17 protein-coding genes are annotated in these 17,311 nt (G+C 69.8%); 4 read left to right on the top strand and 13 right to left on the bottom strand.

Annotated elements, in window-relative coordinates; genetic code table 11:
* Window positions 1–84 precede the first annotated feature (84 nt).
* Window positions 85–1,548 (bottom strand): alginate lyase family protein, encoded by a 1,464-nt coding sequence (locus ABT137_RS45650; protein ID WP_351718713.1) that lies wholly within the window; start codon window positions 1,546–1,548, stop codon window positions 85–87.
* Between the two features lie 142 nt (window positions 1,549–1,690).
* Complete coding sequence (locus ABT137_RS45645; RefSeq protein WP_351718710.1) at window positions 1,691–2,149, bottom strand: hypothetical protein; 459 nt, start codon at window positions 2,147–2,149, stop codon at window positions 1,691–1,693.
* A gap of 145 nt (window positions 2,150–2,294) precedes the next feature.
* Between ABT137_RS45645 and ABT137_RS45640 the strand changes: the two genes are divergently transcribed.
* Window positions 2,295–3,251, top strand: coding sequence for a GlxA family transcriptional regulator (locus ABT137_RS45640; RefSeq protein ID WP_351718709.1), 957 nt, complete (start codon window positions 2,295–2,297; stop codon window positions 3,249–3,251).
* A 9-nt stretch (window positions 3,252–3,260) separates the two neighbouring features.
* Here ABT137_RS45640 and ABT137_RS45635 read toward each other — a convergent pair whose 3' ends face one another.
* The 4 genes from ABT137_RS45635 to ABT137_RS45620 form a co-directional block, all read right to left on the bottom strand.
* On the bottom strand, window positions 3,261–3,563 hold the full coding sequence (locus ABT137_RS45635; RefSeq protein WP_351718706.1) for a hypothetical protein: 303 nt from the start codon (window positions 3,561–3,563) through the stop codon (window positions 3,261–3,263).
* 121 nt (window positions 3,564–3,684) lie between these two features.
* Window positions 3,685–4,968, bottom strand: coding sequence for a hypothetical protein (locus ABT137_RS45630; protein WP_351718704.1), 1,284 nt, complete (start codon window positions 4,966–4,968; stop codon window positions 3,685–3,687).
* A 29-nt stretch (window positions 4,969–4,997) separates the two neighbouring features.
* On the bottom strand, window positions 4,998–5,519 hold the full coding sequence (locus ABT137_RS45625; protein ID WP_351718701.1) for a SigE family RNA polymerase sigma factor: 522 nt from the start codon (window positions 5,517–5,519) through the stop codon (window positions 4,998–5,000).
* 173 nt (window positions 5,520–5,692) lie between these two features.
* The gene (locus tag ABT137_RS45620; RefSeq protein ID WP_502984681.1) at window positions 5,693–6,241 is read right to left on the bottom strand and encodes a TetR/AcrR family transcriptional regulator; all 549 of its coding nucleotides are present in this window, start codon (window positions 6,239–6,241) and stop codon (window positions 5,693–5,695) included.
* Window positions 6,242–6,387: 146 nt separating this feature from the next.
* Here ABT137_RS45620 and ABT137_RS45615 point away from each other — a divergent pair, with 146 nt between their 5' ends.
* Both ABT137_RS45615 and ABT137_RS45610 read left to right on the top strand, forming a co-directional pair.
* Window positions 6,388–7,254: an SDR family oxidoreductase gene (locus tag ABT137_RS45615; RefSeq protein ID WP_351718697.1), complete on the top strand. Its 867-nt coding sequence runs from the start codon at window positions 6,388–6,390 to the stop codon at window positions 7,252–7,254.
* Between the two features lie 172 nt (window positions 7,255–7,426).
* Window positions 7,427–8,131 carry a Clp protease N-terminal domain-containing protein gene (locus tag ABT137_RS45610; protein ID WP_351718694.1) on the top strand — a complete coding sequence of 235 codons (705 nt, stop codon included), beginning with the start codon at window positions 7,427–7,429 and terminating at the stop codon, window positions 8,129–8,131.
* A 131-nt stretch (window positions 8,132–8,262) separates the two neighbouring features.
* Here ABT137_RS45610 and ABT137_RS45605 read toward each other — a convergent pair whose 3' ends face one another.
* The 5 genes from ABT137_RS45605 to ABT137_RS45585 form a co-directional block, all read right to left on the bottom strand.
* The gene (locus ABT137_RS45605; protein ID WP_351718693.1) at window positions 8,263–10,194 is read right to left on the bottom strand and encodes an N-acetylmuramoyl-L-alanine amidase; all 1,932 of its coding nucleotides are present in this window, start codon (window positions 10,192–10,194) and stop codon (window positions 8,263–8,265) included.
* Window positions 10,195–10,742: 548 nt separating this feature from the next.
* On the bottom strand, window positions 10,743–11,942 hold the full coding sequence (gene tgmC / locus ABT137_RS45600) for an ATP-grasp peptide maturase system methyltransferase (RefSeq protein ID WP_351718691.1): 1,200 nt from the start codon (window positions 11,940–11,942) through the stop codon (window positions 10,743–10,745).
* A complete protein-coding gene (gene tgmB, locus ABT137_RS45595) occupies window positions 11,920–12,921 on the bottom strand; it encodes an ATP-grasp ribosomal peptide maturase (protein ID WP_351718689.1) in 1,002 nt (333 codons plus the stop codon). The genes tgmC and tgmB overlap by 23 nt, the downstream gene beginning before the upstream one ends.
* Window positions 12,922–12,924: 3 nt before the next feature.
* Window positions 12,925–13,158, bottom strand: a complete 234-nt coding sequence (locus ABT137_RS45590; protein ID WP_351718756.1) for a putative ATP-grasp-modified RiPP — start codon at window positions 13,156–13,158, stop codon at window positions 12,925–12,927.
* Between the two features lie 76 nt (window positions 13,159–13,234).
* Window positions 13,235–13,585, bottom strand: a complete 351-nt coding sequence (locus tag ABT137_RS45585; protein WP_351718687.1) for a hypothetical protein — start codon at window positions 13,583–13,585, stop codon at window positions 13,235–13,237.
* Between the two features lie 322 nt (window positions 13,586–13,907).
* Between ABT137_RS45585 and ABT137_RS45580 the strand changes: the two genes are divergently transcribed.
* Window positions 13,908–15,170 carry an NsdA family TPR-like regulatory protein gene (locus tag ABT137_RS45580; RefSeq protein WP_351718685.1) on the top strand — a complete coding sequence of 421 codons (1,263 nt, stop codon included), beginning with the start codon at window positions 13,908–13,910 and terminating at the stop codon, window positions 15,168–15,170.
* Here ABT137_RS45580 and ABT137_RS45575 read toward each other — a convergent pair.
* Together ABT137_RS45575 and ABT137_RS45570 are read right to left on the bottom strand one after the other, a co-directional pair.
* The gene (locus ABT137_RS45575) at window positions 15,151–15,813 is read right to left on the bottom strand and encodes an HAD family hydrolase (protein WP_351718683.1); all 663 of its coding nucleotides are present in this window, start codon (window positions 15,811–15,813) and stop codon (window positions 15,151–15,153) included. The genes ABT137_RS45580 and ABT137_RS45575 overlap by 20 nt on opposite strands.
* 147 nt (window positions 15,814–15,960) lie before the next feature.
* Window positions 15,961–17,304, bottom strand: a complete 1,344-nt coding sequence (locus ABT137_RS45570; RefSeq protein ID WP_351718680.1) for a DNA cytosine methyltransferase — start codon at window positions 17,302–17,304, stop codon at window positions 15,961–15,963.
* Window positions 17,305–17,311: the final 7 nt, after the last annotated feature.

The following is a 17,311-nucleotide window of genomic DNA, read 5'->3' as shown; positions in this document are numbered from 1 at the left end:
GAAGGCTGGGGGAGGAACCGCGCGACCAGCCACGACGGCGCCGCAGTCGCCCGACGGCATGTCGCGGCACTTCCAGCGGAGCGCTCAGCCGTCCCTGCGCCCTCGCCTCCGCAGCAACAGCAGACCACCCGCCAGCGCGGTGATCCCCGTGGCCGCGGCCCATCCCACGACGTCCCCGGACCCGGTGGCGGCAAGGTCGTCCCCCTTGCCCATGGCCGAGGGAGACGACGCGGGCGTGGACGCGGATGCCGACGCGGACGCCGACGCGGACGCGGATGCCGTCGGACTCGGGGAAGACGTCGTACCCCCCGCCGTACCCCCGCCCCCCGCGCTCACCCGGTCCCGCGTGAACGTCAACGTCCCGAAGCCCAGCTGGTCGTACCCCCCGCTGTTCGGCCCGTAGTCGCCGCCTCCGCCCTCCGGCGCCGCCTTCGCCGCGATCCGGGTGACGTACGTCGCCGACATGCCCCGCCGCCTGGTGTAGTGGTTGGCGATCATCGCCCAGATGGGCCGGATCATGGACGGATCGACGCCCGCCGCGGCCGTCACCGTCTCACTCCCCGACCATCCCCCGATCGCCCCCTTCCGCCGGGTGCTCGCGGTGAACGGCACCTGCCCGCCCAGGTTCCACTTGGCGACGTACTGCGCCCCCTTGAGGAACCGGCTGTCGTCGTAGCCGTACAGGTCGATCCCCTGGTTCCACGCCATCTCGCAGAACGTGCCCATCAGGCCGACCCCGAGCAGCGCGTGCCCCTGGTCGCGCCCCGCCTCGAGCCACTCGCCGAGCCCGCCTTCGTCCGCGTCCTCGTCGTTGTACACGACGGGAATCGCGTTCCGGATCGCGCCGAGCCCGGCGCCGTGCTTGAAGTAGTCGACCGCGCGGGCGACCTGGGCGCGGTCGTCGCAGAAGATGCCGGTGGCGAGGACGCAGGCCATGTTGGCCAGGTCCCAGTTGGTCCAGTAGTTGGAGACGACGGCGCCGTTGTGCCGGACGAGGAAGTCGTCGCTCATCGCGCCGAAGTTCCTGCCGAGCATCTCCTGGAAGCGGGCCAGCTCGAAGTCCCCGTGGTCCCGGACGAGTTCGGCGGCGTTGGCGAACTGGTAGCCGTACAGCCCGGCGGCCAGGAACCGGTCGGCGGAACCGTTGACCGCGGTGAGCGTGGCGGACCAGGCGTTGAGGACGGCGACCGCGGTGTCGGCGTACGCGCTCTCGCCGGTCACGTGGTAGCGCAGGGCGTTCTGGTACGCGGCGTGGATGTCGTTGTAGAGGAGCGAGTAGTTCTCCGGGGTGCCCGACCCCCGGTACACCACGGCCTGCGGCCGCGCCTGCCAGCCGCTCTGCGCGTGCCGGTTGGCGGTGAGCTTCGCGAACCCGGCCGTGTAGGGCGCGGCGCCGGCCTTCACCTTGGCGGCCATCCGGTCGAGGTCGGTACGGGTGTGCAGCAGGCCGGGATGGGCGAAGGCCCCGGCGGCGGCCGCGGGAGCGGGCGCGCCCACCACGGCGATCCCGGCGGCGACACCCGCGGCCGCGCCCGAGGCCTTCAACATGCTCCGGCGGCTGATCTGTCGAGTCACGTGCATGCCCCGGGAGACGGACCGGCCCGCCTCCCGATAACAGAAACCCGGCAGTCCGGTACGACGCTCCCCACGACGTGGTGCGACGCTCAGGTACGACGCTCCGGTACGGCACTCAGGCGCCGGTCGTCGATCCCGGCCGCACGATCATCAGCACCGTCACGGCGGCCCACAGCAGGTTGAACACCCCGGTGAACATGGCCAGTTGGACGGTCATCTGCCGCGTACCGCCGCCCGCGCCGGCCTCCACCAGCGCGCTCTGCCGGGGCAGCACCAGCGCGGCGAGGACGAGCGCGGCGAGTGCGGTGAGCGCGATCGACGTGATCAGCCAGGCGCTGCCCAGCACATGCATGGTGCTCGCCGTGGCGAACCCGAAGACGGGGACGACGACGCCGACGACGGCGTACACCCGGCATATCCGGTGCAGCAGCTGAACGGTCTCGGCGGCCCGGACGTCGTCCGGCGCCTCGATGGCGCGGCGGGCGGCCGGCGGGAACATGCTGGCGGCGACGGCGACGGGACCGATCGCGACGATCGCCGCGAGGACATGGACGGCGAGGAGGAACTTGGTCACGGCGACGACCGTAGGCGGCCCGATGATCGCGCAGAAGCGGCAATACTGCCACCCTTCGACGGATTTTCGCCAGACAGCAGGTATCACCTCCTGCGAAACCGGACCGATGTTTGGCGACAACCCGTCGAACGGCTACGTTCCTGCCATGCACACCGTCGCCGTTCTCGTCCTGGACCAGGTCATCCCGTCCGACTTCACCGTGCCGATCGACACCTTCGGCTGGGCCCGGCTGCCCGACGGCCGCGACGCCTACCGGGTGCGGGTGTGCGGGCCCGCGGGCGAGGTGACCGCGGCGGGCGGCGCGTTCACCGTGAAGGCGCCGTACGGGCTGGACGCGCTCGCCGAGGCGGACACGGTCATCGTGCCGGGCGTCGCGGATCCCGCCTGTGTGCTGCCGGCCGAGGTCGCCGACGCCCTGCGCGCGGCGGCGGCGAACGGCACGCGGATCGCTTCGGTCTGCGTCGGGGCGTTCGTCCTCGCGGCCACCGGCCTGCTGGACGGCCTGCGCGCCACCACGCACTGGGCCGCGGCCGACACCCTGGCCGCGCTGCACCCGCGCGTCGACGTCGACCCGAACGTCCTGTACGTCGACAACGGCCAGTTCCTGACCTCGGCGGGCGCGGCCGCGGCCATGGACATGTGCCTGCACATGGTCCGCCGGGACTACGGCTCGGCGGTCGCCGCGCACACCGCCCGGATGTCGGTCATGCCGCTGGAACGGGAGGGCGGCCAGGCCCAGTTCATCGTCCACGACCAGCCGCCGGCCCCGGCCGGTGCCACCCTGGAGCCGCTCCTGGCCTGGCTGGAGGACAACTGCGACCGCGACCTCACCCTGGAGGAGGTCGCGGCACAGGCCGGCATGAGCACCCGTACCCTCAACCGCCGCTTCCGCGACCAGACCGGCACGACCCCGCTGCAGTGGCTGCACCGGGCCCGCGTACGCAGGGCCCAGCATCTGCTGGAGACCACCGCCCACCCCGTCGAGCGCATCGCGACCCAGTCGGGCTTCGGCTCCCCGACGGCCTTCCGCGAACGCTTCAGAAGAGTGGTCGGCACCAGCCCCCAGGCTTACCGCCGGGCCTTCCGCACCTCGGACGCCTAGGCGCCCGGCTCAGCCCCGCCGATCCGCCACGGCCCAGGACGCCAGCGCCACCGCCCCCGCCACGCCGAGCACGGACGGCCAGGCACCGACCTTCTTGGCCAGCGGATGCGACGCGGCGAACGCGGCGACGTACGCGGCGGACAGCGCCCCGGCCGCCTTCCCGCCCGCCCGCTGCCGCCACTGCTGCGCGGCAGCGGCCCCGGCGACGGCCAGCACGGCTCCGCCCAGCGGCCGCTGCTTCGTCCACCGGGCCACGCCGTACCCTCCGACGAGCCCACCCGCGGCGATCACCGAACTGGGAACCCTGGCCATGCCTGCCTCCTGCTGCTGCCGCCTTCGGTCCGGATCTCCCGAGGCTAGCCCGACGGCACCCGAACCGAGCGAACCTGAGTCGACCCTAGTCAACTCATGTCAACCCGTGACTCTTCTGGGCCTAGGCCCGCCACCTGGGGCTGAGCGCGATGGCGCGGAGCTGCTTCATGGTCAGGGCCGGGGCGGTGCGGGTCGCGGCGGTCTGCTGGGAGCCGGAGTTGAAGGCGCTGATCACCACGCGGAAGCCGTCGGTGCGCATGGTGTCGACGGTCCACATGACGACCCCGGCGCCGCCCTTCTCCCCGGGCTGCTTCCGCTCGGCGACCCTGGTCCCGTCGGCGAGGGTCTCGGACCCGGCCCCGAACAACTGACTCGCGACGTCCGACATGTCCGGCTGCACATTGATCTGGACGAGACTCCGCCCCTTGCCGTCGTCGACCACGACGTAGGTGAACTGGTCGTCGTCATCGCTCCCGTGCGCCACCACCTTCAGCCCCTTCGGAACGAGCGAGGCGAGGGTCTGCCGGATCGCCTTGCCGTCCTCCTGCGCCATGGGCGGTTCCTGGGTCTGCCGGGGGTCCTCCGGAATGGCGTCGACGACCCCGCGCCACTCCTTCGCGGCCGCCAGCTCCGTCAACTGGGCGGCGGACAGCGGCGGTTCGTCCCGGCTGACCGGCAGGCCCTTCTCGGCGGCGGCGTTCCACTCGCTGACGGAGACGTGATGGCCGTCCGGAGTGACGAGGTTCGCCGTCCAGAGCTTGGTGTCCACCCGCCGGTCGGGATACTCGTACCCCTTGACGACGGTGACGACGGACGCGTCCGGCAGATGGCTGGTGACGCAACTGTCGTACGGCGAGAAGACCTTGTCCGGACACCGGACGGCCTGCTGGGCGTCGTACCCGCCCGGCAGTACCCGGTTGACGGCGACGCTGATGGCGCCGGGGCCGTGCCCGTCTTCGAACACGACCTGCGCGTACGGCGCCACGAGCGGCTCGCTCGCGTCGACACCCCGCCCCACCGCCTTGCCGAACTTCCCCTTGGGCAGCAGCTTCTCCAGCGTGCTGATCATCTCGTCCGAGGTGACGGCGCGGGCGGCGGGGGAGGACGTGGGGTGCGGGGTGGTGCTCACGGAGGAGGGAGGCCGCGGCTGTCCGGCCGGCGACCCGCTCCAGGGCACCAGCAGCGCCCCGCCGACCCCGGCCAGCGCGACCCCGGCGGCGCCGCCCAGCACGGTCGTCCGGCGCCGCAGCCGTAGCCGCCGCCCTCGCACCGTACCGGCGGCGGCGAGCGCGCCCCGGTCGGCGTCGAAGGTGTCGCCGGCGTCGTGCAGGGCGGCGGAGAGCCGCACCTCGAAGGCCTGGTCATCACTGCTGTCGCTGTCGTTGTGCTGCCGCTCCACGGGCATGACGAACCACCGTCTCCACAAGGTTGATGTCAGGGGCGGGCGTATTCGGCGAGGTCCTCGCCCAGCAACTCGCGCAACCGGCCGAGGGCGCGCACGCACCGCGTGCGGACGGCGGCCGAGCTCATGTTGAGCACGTCCGCGGTCTCGTGCACCGACCGGTCCTCCCAGTACCGCAGGACGACGACGGCCCGGTCCTTGGCGGGCAGCCGCGCCAGCGCGTCGAGGAGGGTCAGCCGCAGCGAGGGATCGGTGCCGCCGGGATCGGCGCGGGTGTCGGCCAGTTCGGGGAACGAGTCCCTGGCCCGCTCCCTGCTGCTGAACCGCCGCCGGTGGGCGAGGAAGGTCCGGGTGAGGACGGTCTGCGCGTACCCGGCGGGGTTCTCGGCGCGGGAGACCCGGCCCCAGCGGACGTAGATCCGTCCGAGGGCCTCCTGCACCAGGTCCTCCGCGAGGTAGGTGTCCCCGGCGGTGAGCAGACAGGCGGACCGGTACAGATGCCCGGCCCGCGCCGCGGCGAACTCGGCGTAGTCCTCCCCAGCTCTCAGACTCATCCGCAAGCTCCCCGTCCCCGTCCCCGCCCCCGGCGCTCTGCCGCTCACCTCATTGATGCGGTGGACCGGGGGAAATGTTTCAAAGGATTCTCAGGGGAATTTCACTGCCCCCGTCACTGCCCCCGTCACTGCCCCGGTCACAGTCACCGTCCCCGTCCCCGTCACCGTCCCCGTCATCGGAGTGAGTCGAGCCAGTCGAGGAGGCGGGCGCCTTCGCGGGTCATGATGCCCGGATCGCGCAGGGCGTTGGCCAGGAGCGACATGCCCTGGTAGCCGGAGACGAGGGTGAGGGCCAGGTCGTCCGGGCCGTCCGGGTCGTCCGCGCCGGACAGCCGCATCTCACGGAACTGGCGTGCCGCCCAGTCGAGCAGCCGCCGGATCACCGCGCCGGCCTCGGCGTCGAGGGTCCCTTCGGTCCGCTTGCCGAGCTCGGCGGCCAGGGTGCCGGTGGGGCAGCCGTACCGGGCGGCGACGTCCCGCTGCTCGACCCACGCCTGGACCAGCGCCTTGAGCCGGTCGCGTGGGTCGGGCAACCGGTCGAGCCGGTCGGTGAGTTCGTCGAGGTATGCGGTGTGTTCGCTGAGCGCGGCCTGGACCAGCTCGTCCTTGGTCTTGAAGTAGTAGTAGACGTTCCCGACCGGGACGTCGGCCTCGCTCGCGATGTCGGCGAGGGTGGTGCGCTCGACGCCCTGCTCGTGCAGGACCTTGGCGGCAGCCGCCATCAGCCGTTGCCGTTTCTGCGACGCCCGCACCCGCCGGTCCACTGAGTTGGTCACCCAACTGACTATAGACAACCCGGGAGCCGTTCGTGCTAGCGTCTGCGTCAGTCGAGTAAGTCAGTCAGCTAACTAACTCACAGGAGACGGCAATGATCACGGTGACGGGCGCGACCGGCAACATCGGCCGGACGCTGGTGGACCTGCTGACCGAGGCGGGCGAGGAGGTGGTGGCGGTGTCCCGGCACCCCCGGCAAGCCTCGTCCGCGGTCCCCGGCGTCCGGTGGGCCGAGGGCCATGTCGGGGACGCGGCGAGCATGCGGGCGCCGCTGACCGGCGCCCGGGCCCTGTTCATCGTCCTGGGCGGCGAACTCAACGCCTTCGGCGAGAACCCGACGCTGCTGCTCCGGGCGGCCGCGGACACCGGCGTCGAACGGGTCGTCCTGGTCTCCTCCCAGGTCAGCGCGACCCGCCCGGACGCACCCTCGCACGCCCGCCTGCGCGAGTTCGAGGCGGCGGTACGCGCATCGGGCCTCGACTTCACGATCCTGCGCCCCGGCGGCTTCGCCTCCAACGCCTTCGCGTGGGCCGACACGATCCGCGCCAAGCGCACGGTCTTCGCCCCCTTCGCCGACGTGGCCCTCCCGGTCGTCGACCCGGCGGACATCGCGGCGGTGGCGGCGAAGGCGCTCCGCGCGCCCCGCGAGGACGGCGAGGGCGGCCACGGTGGCCGCGTCTACGAGCTGACCGGCCCGGAACCGATCAGCCCGCGTCAGCAGGCGGCGGTCATCTCCGACGCGCTGGGCGAGGAGGTGACGTTCGTGGAGCTTCCCCGGGAGGAGGCTCACGCGGCCATGTCCCGCTTCATGCCGCAGGAGGCGGTCGCGGGCACGCTGGACGTCCTCGGGGCGCCGCTTGCCGCGGAGTTGAGGATCAGCGCGGACGTGGAGACCGTGCTGGGGCGCCCGGCGGGCGGGTTCGGGGGATGGGTCGGGCGCAACCTGCCGGCGTTCCGGTAGGCGAGCGGAAGGTGTCCTGGGTGCGCAGGATTTCGCGTGCCCAGGGCTCCGGCGTCCACCGTGCCCGCCTCCGGTGAACTCGGGCCGCAAGGGAGGCGGAGCCGTACGAGACGGTGGCCGAAATCGTCAATTACAAGTTGACGATGAGGGATCGTCAATTTAAAGTTGACGCATGAGCCCACTCGACATCAGTCTCGCCGACCTGATCGCCCGACTCGACGAGGAACTCCCCGAAGCCGGCGCACTGGCCCGCATCAGCGAGGCCCGGCTGCGCGCCCAGACCCTGTCCGACCTCGGTGACCAGCTCATCGACCACTACGTCAGCAAGGCCAAGCAGACCGGCGCGTCGTGGACCGAGATCGGCGACGCCATCGGAGTGTCCAAACAGGCCGCCCAGCAACGCCACGCGCCCGCCGCGTTCGAGCGGTTCACCAATCTGAACCGGCACGGCATCGTGCTGGCACAGGAGGCCGCCCGCACGCACAGGCACGACTCCATCGGCACCGAACACCTCCTGCTCGGCCTGCTCGGCGAACCGCGGGGCCTGGCGTACGAGGTGCTGGTCGCGAAAACCGAGTCGGAACAACGCGTCCGCGACGCGATCCAGGAAGCGCTGCCGCCGGCAGGGGAGAAGGCGCTGCGCGGCCACATCCCGTTCCGGGAGGAGAGCAAGGAGGCCATCGGCCAGGCCCGCCGCGCGTCGGCAGACCTCGGCCACGACTGGGTCGGCACGGAACACACGCTCCTGGGCCTGATCCGCGTCGCGGAGAGCCCGGCCGCGCAGATCCTGCGCGACCTCGGCTTCACGTCGGAGGAGCTGCACGAGACCGTCAAGACCGAGGTCACCAGGCGGCTCGCCGCGCGCGACGACCGCTGAACGAGTGGTGCCCAGGAGGCCGGAACGAACCTCCTGGGCACCACATGCGCGCGCGCCGGTGTGCGGTCAGCGGACCGTCAGGCGTCCGCGGAACATCAGACGTCCGCGGACGGTCGGGAGTCGGCGGACCGTCAGTTGTCCGTCGCCGTGACGTCCGAGGCGTACACGAGGGCGACCCGGTGGTTGTACTGGATGGTGTACATCGCCTTGGCGCCGGTGACGACCGCGCCGCTGGACGGGAAGAAGTCGTCCGTGAGGGACGGCGCCGTGGTGGCCACGTACGCCTGACCGGCCGGGACCGTGTACATGCTCAGCGCGGCCTGCGTCGACGGCGACAGACCCGCCGGGTACTCGGAGGCGTCCGGGTAGCTGGACCCGTACACCGCCACCGCCGAGTCGCCGGCCGCCGAGATCACCTTCACGCCGTGGGCGGGCGCGGTGTTGCAGCCGTGCGGGTTGTAGAACCACACCTTCGCGCCGCTGTACCAGACGGCCGTCCAGTCGCCGTCCTGATCGGCGACCACGAACTGCTGCCCCGCCGCGGCCGTGCTGCCCCAGTCGTTGATCCGGTCGGTGCCGGCCGCGCCGGGGTGCAGCGCCTGGTCCCCGAAGAGGGGCGCGGTGTCGCTGGGCGCGGTGCGCAGGTAGACGAAGTCCGACGCCTGCTGCGTCTCGGTGCAGGCGGTGGTGGCGCCGGTCGGGTCGTCGGAGGGGCAGATCTGCACGGTCTGCAGATTCTCCTCGAACCGGGGGGCGATGGTGACCACCGAGCCGACGGGGCCGACGCCGTGCCGACCGGTGTGCACCCCGAGCAGGCTCATGAGGTGGTTCCAGTCCCACGACGGGCCCGGGTCCCAGTGCATGCCGGAGACGAGTGACGACTTCGGCCCGGCGACGTTGTCGTGACCGATGATGTGCTGCCGGTCCAGCGGTATGTCGAACCGCGCGGCGAGGTACTTCACCAGGTCGGCCGTGGCCTCGTACTGCGCCTCGGTGTACCAGGTCGCACCGTGCGCGGCGTAGCCCTCGTGCTCGATGCCGATCGAGTGCATGTTGGTGGAGTAGTTGCCCGCGTGGAAGGCGAGGTCCTTCGTCGGCACCATCTGCGTCACCGCGCCGTCCGAGGACCGCATGACGTAGTGCGCTGCGGAGCCGCCAGGCTGCTCGAAGCTGGTGATGGCGGAGTCGTACGAGCCCTCGGTGTCGTGGATGACGATGCTGTCGATCCGGATGCCGTTGGCGGGCCGGTTGGAGACCTGGCCGTTGGACGGCGACGCCGGCACGAACGTACAGGCGACGGTGGCCGGGCACTCGGTGCTGGTGTCCGCCGCGGACTTCAGATCCAACGAGGCCAACTGGCCGGTCGCCGGGTCGACATCGCTGTCAGCCGCCAGCTTCACGTGCTCGCCGTCAGCTGTCGTACGACCGACGCCCTTCCCCACCGTGGCGAAGACCCGGTCGGCGAAGGCCGTCGCGCCCTGCCGTTCGGTGGCCTGGCTGTAACGGGCCACGGCCCCATACCAGTTACCCGGATCCGCGGCGGCTACGGAGCCGGTCACGTCCTTCTGGTACGAGGCGAGCAGCGCCGCACCCCCGCGGATGTTGGCCGCCGGATCGCTACGCAACTCCTCCACCGACAGCCCGGTCAGCTTCGCGGCGGCCTGAACGGTGTGCAGGGCCGGTTCGGCGGCGAGCTTCGCCACGTCCCCTCGCCCCGCCGCCCCCGCGTCGCCGCCGGCCATCATCGCCGGGGTGACGTCCGTGAGATGCATCGGCCCGAACCCGCCGTCGGTGCTGTGCTGCCCGGCATGTGTGTCCCAGGCCGACTCCTGGTACGCCACCGCCAGCAGCACCTGCCGCGGCACGTGGTACGCGTCGGCGGCGGCCGCGAACTCCTGCTGCAGCGTGCTCACCGCGCCCGTGCCCTCGGCCCCACCGGCCGCCAACGCCGGCACCGGCACGCCCGCCCCACCTACAACGGCCAGCGCGGCAACAGCAGTCAGCAGAGCTGGCCGACGGCGCTTCGACGCGGCGTCCCCGCGTCTGGAATTGCTTGTGCTCATGAAAAAGTCCCCGGACCTCGGAGGATCAAATGGCGGAATGGAGGATGCATACGACGGGACATCGGTTCATCGACCGACCCGGTACGCGCACGGCTCCGCGCCCTACGCGGGGCTCCGTCCGTCGACGCCTGGAAGTGGATGATCCCCCTCTGCGTGAAGGCGAGTCAACTTCACCTCTTCAAACGGCACTTGAACGCGTGAAGGAGACCCCCACACAACGACGGCCACCGCCGGGCCCACGGGCGCAGCGACCGACAAGCGCTCCAAAACTCTGCCCGTGGAGACTCCGGACCCCTACCCGAGGAAACCTCGGAACCTTGCCCGATGAGGCGCAGGAAAGGACCACCCACCCGCCCGACACCGGCACCCCCGAACTGCACGCCTGGCCCCCAACCCCCCTGAACCATGCCGCCCCCGCCGACGGCCCCTCGCAGCCCACCCAAGGGCCTCCAACGCAAGCCCCACCCCACCCTTCCGGGCGGCTGGGGCACCTTGCAGGCGACGTTTCGGCAGGTGACCTCGATACCGGGCCCTACCCCAGAAGCAGTTCAAGCCCCCGGCAACTCAAGCCCGGACACCTGCGCGTGGACCAGCCTCCGCTCCCTCCCGGACACCCGCAGTCTGAACGTCTCCGGCCCAGGGCGCCCAGCAGAGTCAAAGGCGTCGACGACCTCCTCGACGCGCTCCCACAACCGCACCGGTCCGGCCTCCCGCACCTCCCACCCACCGTCGCACGGCGTGAGCGACGCGGCAGAGCCATGGACGACGTCGACAAGATGTACGACCTTCCCCACGGAGGTCATCTGAGCATCGGGCACCGCGCATTGGGCGAGGAAGCGCAGATGGAACGCCTCCGGGCTGGCAGCCGTGATCCGCTCCGGCCCGTACCGCGCTGCCCTGGCCTTCTCAGGCAGCCCCGCAGCCCAGTGGGCGGGGTTCCCGAAGGCCGGAGCGGCGTGTGCCCGGACCGACATGAAGGAGACGGTGCCCGGCAGCAGCGGCCCTTCCGCCGTACCGTCCTCCGCGACCGTGAGAAGGACCCGCGCATAGCCGTACAACCAGCCCGACAGCGTGAGCAGGATCTTCCCGCCCGGTCGGGTCTGCGCGATGAGCGCGCCGGGCACGGAACGGAACGAGCAAGCGGCCACGATCCGATCGAAGCGAGCCTCGGGCCAGTAGCCGTACCGCCCGTCCGCCACGGCGAGCGTCGGCGTGTAACCGCAGCCGTACAGGGCGTCGGCCGCCACCGCCAGCCGGTCGGGATCGACGTCGATGCTGGTGACGTCGGCGGACCCGAGGCGCTCGCAGGCCAGCGCGGTGGAGTAGCCGCTGCCGGTGCCGATCTCCAGCACCGTGTGCCCTTCACTCACCTCGGCGTCGGCCCACATCCTCAGGACGAGCGACGGCAGGGTCGAGGAGGAGGTGGGCGCCCCACCGTGCCGCACCTCGGGCGCGCTCCAGTCCGGCTCCCGGTCGTCGAACTGGGTGATCAGCGTGGCATCGGAGTACGCGGCGGCCAGCCACCTGCCGTGGTCGAGCTCAGCAGTGACGGGCTCCCACACCACCAGCCCGTTCTCGTCGGTCTCGCCGGACGCCAGATAGAAGCCCGGCACGAACCGATGCCGGGGCACCTCTTCCACCGCCGCCAACCAGCGCGGATCATCCACCGCTCCGTCCCCCGCGAGCCCCTTCGCCATCTTCCGCCGAAGCAGAACGGCGTTGCCCTCAAGCCCGTTTGGTGTCGTCAAGGTCTTCGATTTCCTCTCTGCTCAGAATCTCGGCGAACGCGTCGGCGATGGCCGGGGCGTCCGGCAGCCAGCCCCACTGCCCGTTCGGATTGCACTCGATCGCCCACCAGTCCTCCGGAGCCGTCCCGTCACCGGTGAGCGCGAAGTCGAAGCAGCCGAAAACCAGCCCGAACGAGGCCAAGTAGCTGTGCAGAGCGCCCCGAACGGACTCCGGCACGGCGACGGGGGTGTGGACGAGACGGTCCCAGTCACCCCGCCGCCAGTCCAGCGCACCGTCCGGAGCAGCGATCCGCTGGGCAAAGACCCGACGCCCGACCACGGTGACCCGTACATCCCCGCTCTTCGGAATCTCGGCCTGAAAGAGATGCGCGGTCACCGCGATCGAGTCGTCCAGCGCACCGGGCTCGATGCGCTGGGCCCAGATCGCCCCGGCACGCCCGTCCTCACCCTCCGGCAGCCCACGGAACGACTTGTAGACGACGCGCTCGTGCTCGGCTGCGAACTTCCGTGCCTCCACAACGTCATTGGTGACCAGGGTCGCCGGAACACGCAGACCGAGAGCGGCGAACCTCTGGAGCTGGGCGGGCTTGAAGTCGGCGCGGGCCACGGCGGACGGATGGTTGACGTACAACGCACCCCGCAGACCGTGAAGCACACCCCCCAGTCCATGACGTACCTCGGCGACGGCGAACTCCCGCGACTGACGTGGCAGCTGCCGAAAGCGCGCGGTGTACGGGGTCGGCCGACGACAGTAGACGGCCGTCACAGCCTCCACATCCACCTCCCGGCTCGCGGTACGCAACCGCCCGCCCCATGCCGAGCCGCCTCCCTGCCCGAGCCGGAATCCGAAACCAAGGTCCGGCCCGACATCCCCCGGATCAACGCGTACGACGGCCGCGCCGCGCTCGTTCAGAGCCTCGATGACCCGGTCCGCGGTGACGTCCTCCAATGCGGTGAGCACCAGAACGACCGACTCCACAGCTCAGTCCGACTCGTAGTCGGTGGTGTTGTCGTCCTGCGTCTGCGGCTGGGGCTTCTGCCCGTCCCCACCACCGGAGACCGACGCCGTACCCGTCGTCTTCGACGTCCCGTGCTTCCCCATCTCGACCACCTGCCCGGCGGCGTCCGTGTACACGGCGGTCTGCGAGGCAGCATCCAGCACCACGGAAACGTACGACGGAGCCCCGACCGGCAGCCGATCGGTCACCAACCGCATGGCCCAGGGAGCCTGAACGGCCGTAGTCGTCATGTGATTGCTCACCATTCCTTTCGAGGTTCTTCGCGGAGGAGGATCAGACATCCGAGCGGGCGGCCAGTCGTGACCGCCCCCTCTTGACCAGGGCCGTGATGGAACGCGGGGTGCAGAGATCGCCCTCGTAGCGCGGCGGAACCAGCCAGTAGGTGCCCGGGGACTGCTGCCGGTCGAGCCGTGGGACACCGAGATAGGTGCCATGCCCCAAACACGTCGCGATGTCGTCGTACGCCCAGACCAGACCGGCGTGTCCCTGGATCAAGGCGTAGTACGTGCCGCCCGCCACGCGGCGGTCGTAGATGATCGAGCCGCCGAGGAGGAGGCCGAGGCAGACGGCGACCTGGTCCGGGTCGCTCGAATCCACGGCGGCGTGCACCTCGTCCGATGCCATCCGCACCGCTGCGAACCGATCGCCGAGCGGTAATAGGGCCACACCCTGAACCGTCCACTCGTGCCAGGCCTGCGCAGGCGTCGGATGGGCTCGTGCGAGCCATTCGGAGATCGCTCTGTCCAGAGCCTCTTGCGTGTCCACAACCTGCCTCCTGTCCTGGGAACAACACGAAGCCTCCAGTAACCAAGCGTCAGATTCGAGGACTCGAAGAGGTCGTTGAAGGGACTCCATAGGGGCCTCTGCGACTCCTTAAGAGGGAGGCCATGCCTGAAAAAGGACTCTGTGTGGGAGAGTTGGAAAAGCCGTAGCAGGAGGTGCTCCCATGCCCAGGCCCACCGGCAACGTCCGACTCAAGGCCGCCCGCGTAGCCGCGGGTTTCAACTCCCAGCAGCATTTGGCCGATGCACTCACCCAGCACGCCAAGGAGATGGGCGTTCGAGGGTTGTCGATCGGTGTACGACAGGTCCGCCGCTGGGAGTCGGACAACCCGCCCTGGCCGCAACCGGACTGCCAACGCGTTCTCGTGCACCTGCTCGGACAGAACATGGAGGCGTTGGGATTCACGCCCCCATGGGGTACGGACGGGCCACAGCACGCAGAGCACGCTCGGCGGCCCCTGGCCATCGGCGGCCGGGTATCGATGCCCCGCAAGGTCGCGATGGCCCCTCAACCCTCCACAGCCGGCGCCGATTTCATGGCGGTGACCCGCGCCCACCGCCGGCTCTACTGGTCGGTCGCACCGGCCGAGTTGCACCCGGCCGTTGTCGCGCACGCGACGCTGGGATGCGCCCTGTTGCCGGAGACGACGGACTCGACACGTCGTGAGATCGCGGCCGCGATGGCGGAAACCTACCTCCTGGCAGGCCGTATCGAGTTCTTCGATCTCCGCGAGCCGACCACGGCCAACGACACCCTCCTGTTGGCCTTGCAGGCAGCAGGGGAGGCGGACGACGCGTTGCTCGGGTCGGCGATCATCGCGCACATGGCGTTCGTCCCGGGTTGGGCGGCGGATCGTGACGGCGCGCTTGAGCGTATGACGGCCGCGCGCACCTACGCCCGACGGGCCCCCGCCTCCGCCGAGTTCCTGGCCTGGCTGGACGCGGTGGAGGCCGAGTGCGAGACGAGGTCGGGTAGCAGCCGTACCGCGCTGCACCTCCTGGGCCACGCGGAGGACGTCCTGACGGCGGGCAACGAACACCCTTCGCCGGAATGGCTGGACTGGTTCTCCCCGGCCCGTCTGGCGGCCTTCAAGGGGAACACCCAGATGATCGCCGGCCACCTCCCGCAGGCCCGCGAAAGCCTGCTGCGAGCCCTGACCGCGATGACACCGGCCGAGGACAAACAACGCTCGGTGGTCTATGGCGACCTGGCTGCCGTCGAGGCGACTTCCGGGAACCCGGAGCAGGCGTGCGAGTACGCGGGCAAGGCCCTCGACCAGCTGGCGGTCACCTGGTACGCGACCGGCATGGACCGGGTACGAGAGGTACGCCGAGCACTTACGCCTCACCAGGCCGAGCGCTGCGTCCGTGACCTCGATGACCGCCTGTACGACTGGTCGACGACGCTCAGCGCACTGGGCCGTTGAACTTCCGTACCAGTTCCGGAAGTTCGAGCAGTCCCTCGACCCGGAAGGTCGGGAGTTCCCTGACCTCGGGATCGTTCCACTGGATGGTGGCCCAAGGCCCGCGGCGCACGAGGGCGGTGTGCATGCCGGCCTGCCGGGCGGGACGGATGTCGTTGTCGCAGCGGTCCCCGACGTACAGGATCTCGCCGACGGCAAACGGCACGGCGTCGGCGACCCGCTTGAAGAACTCCAGGTCGGGCTTACTCGCCCCCCAGTCGTCCGACGTACCGATCAGATCGACATCGCGTGAGAACAGCTCACGCAGAATCCGCCCCGCCCGAACGGTCTGGTTCCCGGCGATCCCGAGCCAGAGCCCCTGAGCCCGCAGAGTCGCAAGCGCGGGCCTGACGTCCGGGTAGAGATCCTCCTCCGCGAAGGACTCCGGCTGCCCGGCGGCGGCCCGCTTCTCCCGCTCTTCGTAGAGGTCGAACCCAGGTCGGAATCCCTGGAAGACCTCTCGGTAGTCGCGGCCTTGGGCGATGACCGCGCCGAACATCGCGTGGAAGGTGTGACGAGGCACGCCGAGCCAGTCGGCCCAGGTCCCGTACTCCCGGGTCTCGTCGACCAGACACTCACCTACGTCGAAGACCACTGCGCGAATCATGGGGTCCAGGCTAGTACTCCAGTTGAAGAACGTGATCTTGTTGGTCAGGTGGACTTGTCAGTGGAGCAGCTGCTGGCGGTGTCCCTGCCGTAGAAGCAGCCTTGGCCGCACAGTGCGTCGATCTCGGCATTGTCTTCCTTGTCGCGACTAATCGCGCAAAAAGGAATGAATTGCAGCTGCGATGGCCTTACCCAGAGGGATGGGTACGGCGTTGCCGATCTGTGTCGCGATCTCGGTCTTTGTGCCGCACCATCGGAAATCCATAGGGAATCCTTGGATGCGGGCGGCCTCGAAGTGGGTGATGGGTCGATTCTCCCAGGGATGGAGATATCTCCCCTTTTCGGGCTTGAAGAATTCCGTTCGGATGGTCACCGACGGTTCGCCGAGGCGAAGTCGGCCCATGACATCGCCGGTTCCTGAGTTGTGGTTGTCCCAACTGGTTGTTGAGAGGTATTCGACATCCGTCCTCACGCCGGGCGGATTTGACGTCTTGAAGTAGACGAACTCACCGGATTCGTCCTGGGTGTACCACCAGCCACTGAGGTTCTTCCGGTTCCCGCCGGCTGGAATGCGGTTGTAGCGGGCGAGAGAGAGCGTTTCTGGGTTGCGGCCGAAATGAAGATCCTCGGTGCTGAATATTCCAGGGAGTTCGGCCTTCAGTTCGGGAACTCGCTTTTCAATGGTGGGGAGATCGCCGAGCTTCCTCTTAGAGGATTCCCGGAAGATGTCGTCGACGGCTTCCCAGTACGAGATCGCTGCATCGACACTTTCAATCGGCCGACTTGATGCAGCAAACCCCTTTGGGCGGCGGAAGTGTGATCTCGAGGGATAGGCCATTCTGCGGCCGTTTTCGATGTCACGCCGAATCCCGATGACGATGGCCCTGCGCCGAGCCTGTGCTGCGCCGTAGTCGGCAGAGTTGAGAAGATATCGCTTGGTCTTCGACTCTTCGGAGTCCGTGGGCTCGTGGCCGGGAGGGGCGACGAGTCGGTAATCCGCGAGCTGGCCCCCCTCCTGCACTTCGTTGAGGAGACTGCGGAACTCGTCCGACTTAAGGAAGCGGTCCACGTTCTCGATGACGAACACTTTGGGGCGGATTTCCGCAACGATGCGGACGTATTCTTCCCATAGGCGGTTGCGTTCCGTGCCCTTTTTGGCTCGGTTCAAGGCTGAGAAGCCCTGGCACGGCGGACCGCCGACGACGACATCCGCGTGGAGCGCTTCCGGGGTCGGCTCCCAGTCCTCGATGTCTCCGACATGGAGACGAGCTGCGGGCATCCGCTTGTCTCGCCGAAGCCGCCCGAAGTTCACAGCGTACGTGGCTGCTGCAGCGCGGTTGTGTTCGACGGCAGCGATGCTGTGGAAGGCCGGGCCGCCATCGTGCTTCCCTGCGGGCCGGAACTCGTGGAACCCCTGGGTGAAACCCCCGCAGCCGCTGAACAGGTCGACGACGGTGATGGGTTCGGGGGTGTCGGAACGGGGCGTGAGCATAGGGCGA

Source organism: Streptomyces sp. NPDC001980 (genome assembly GCF_040296885.1).
Lineage (GTDB): Bacteria > Actinomycetota > Actinomycetes > Streptomycetales > Streptomycetaceae > Streptomyces.
This window is presented reverse-complemented; position numbering and strand designations above follow the sequence as displayed.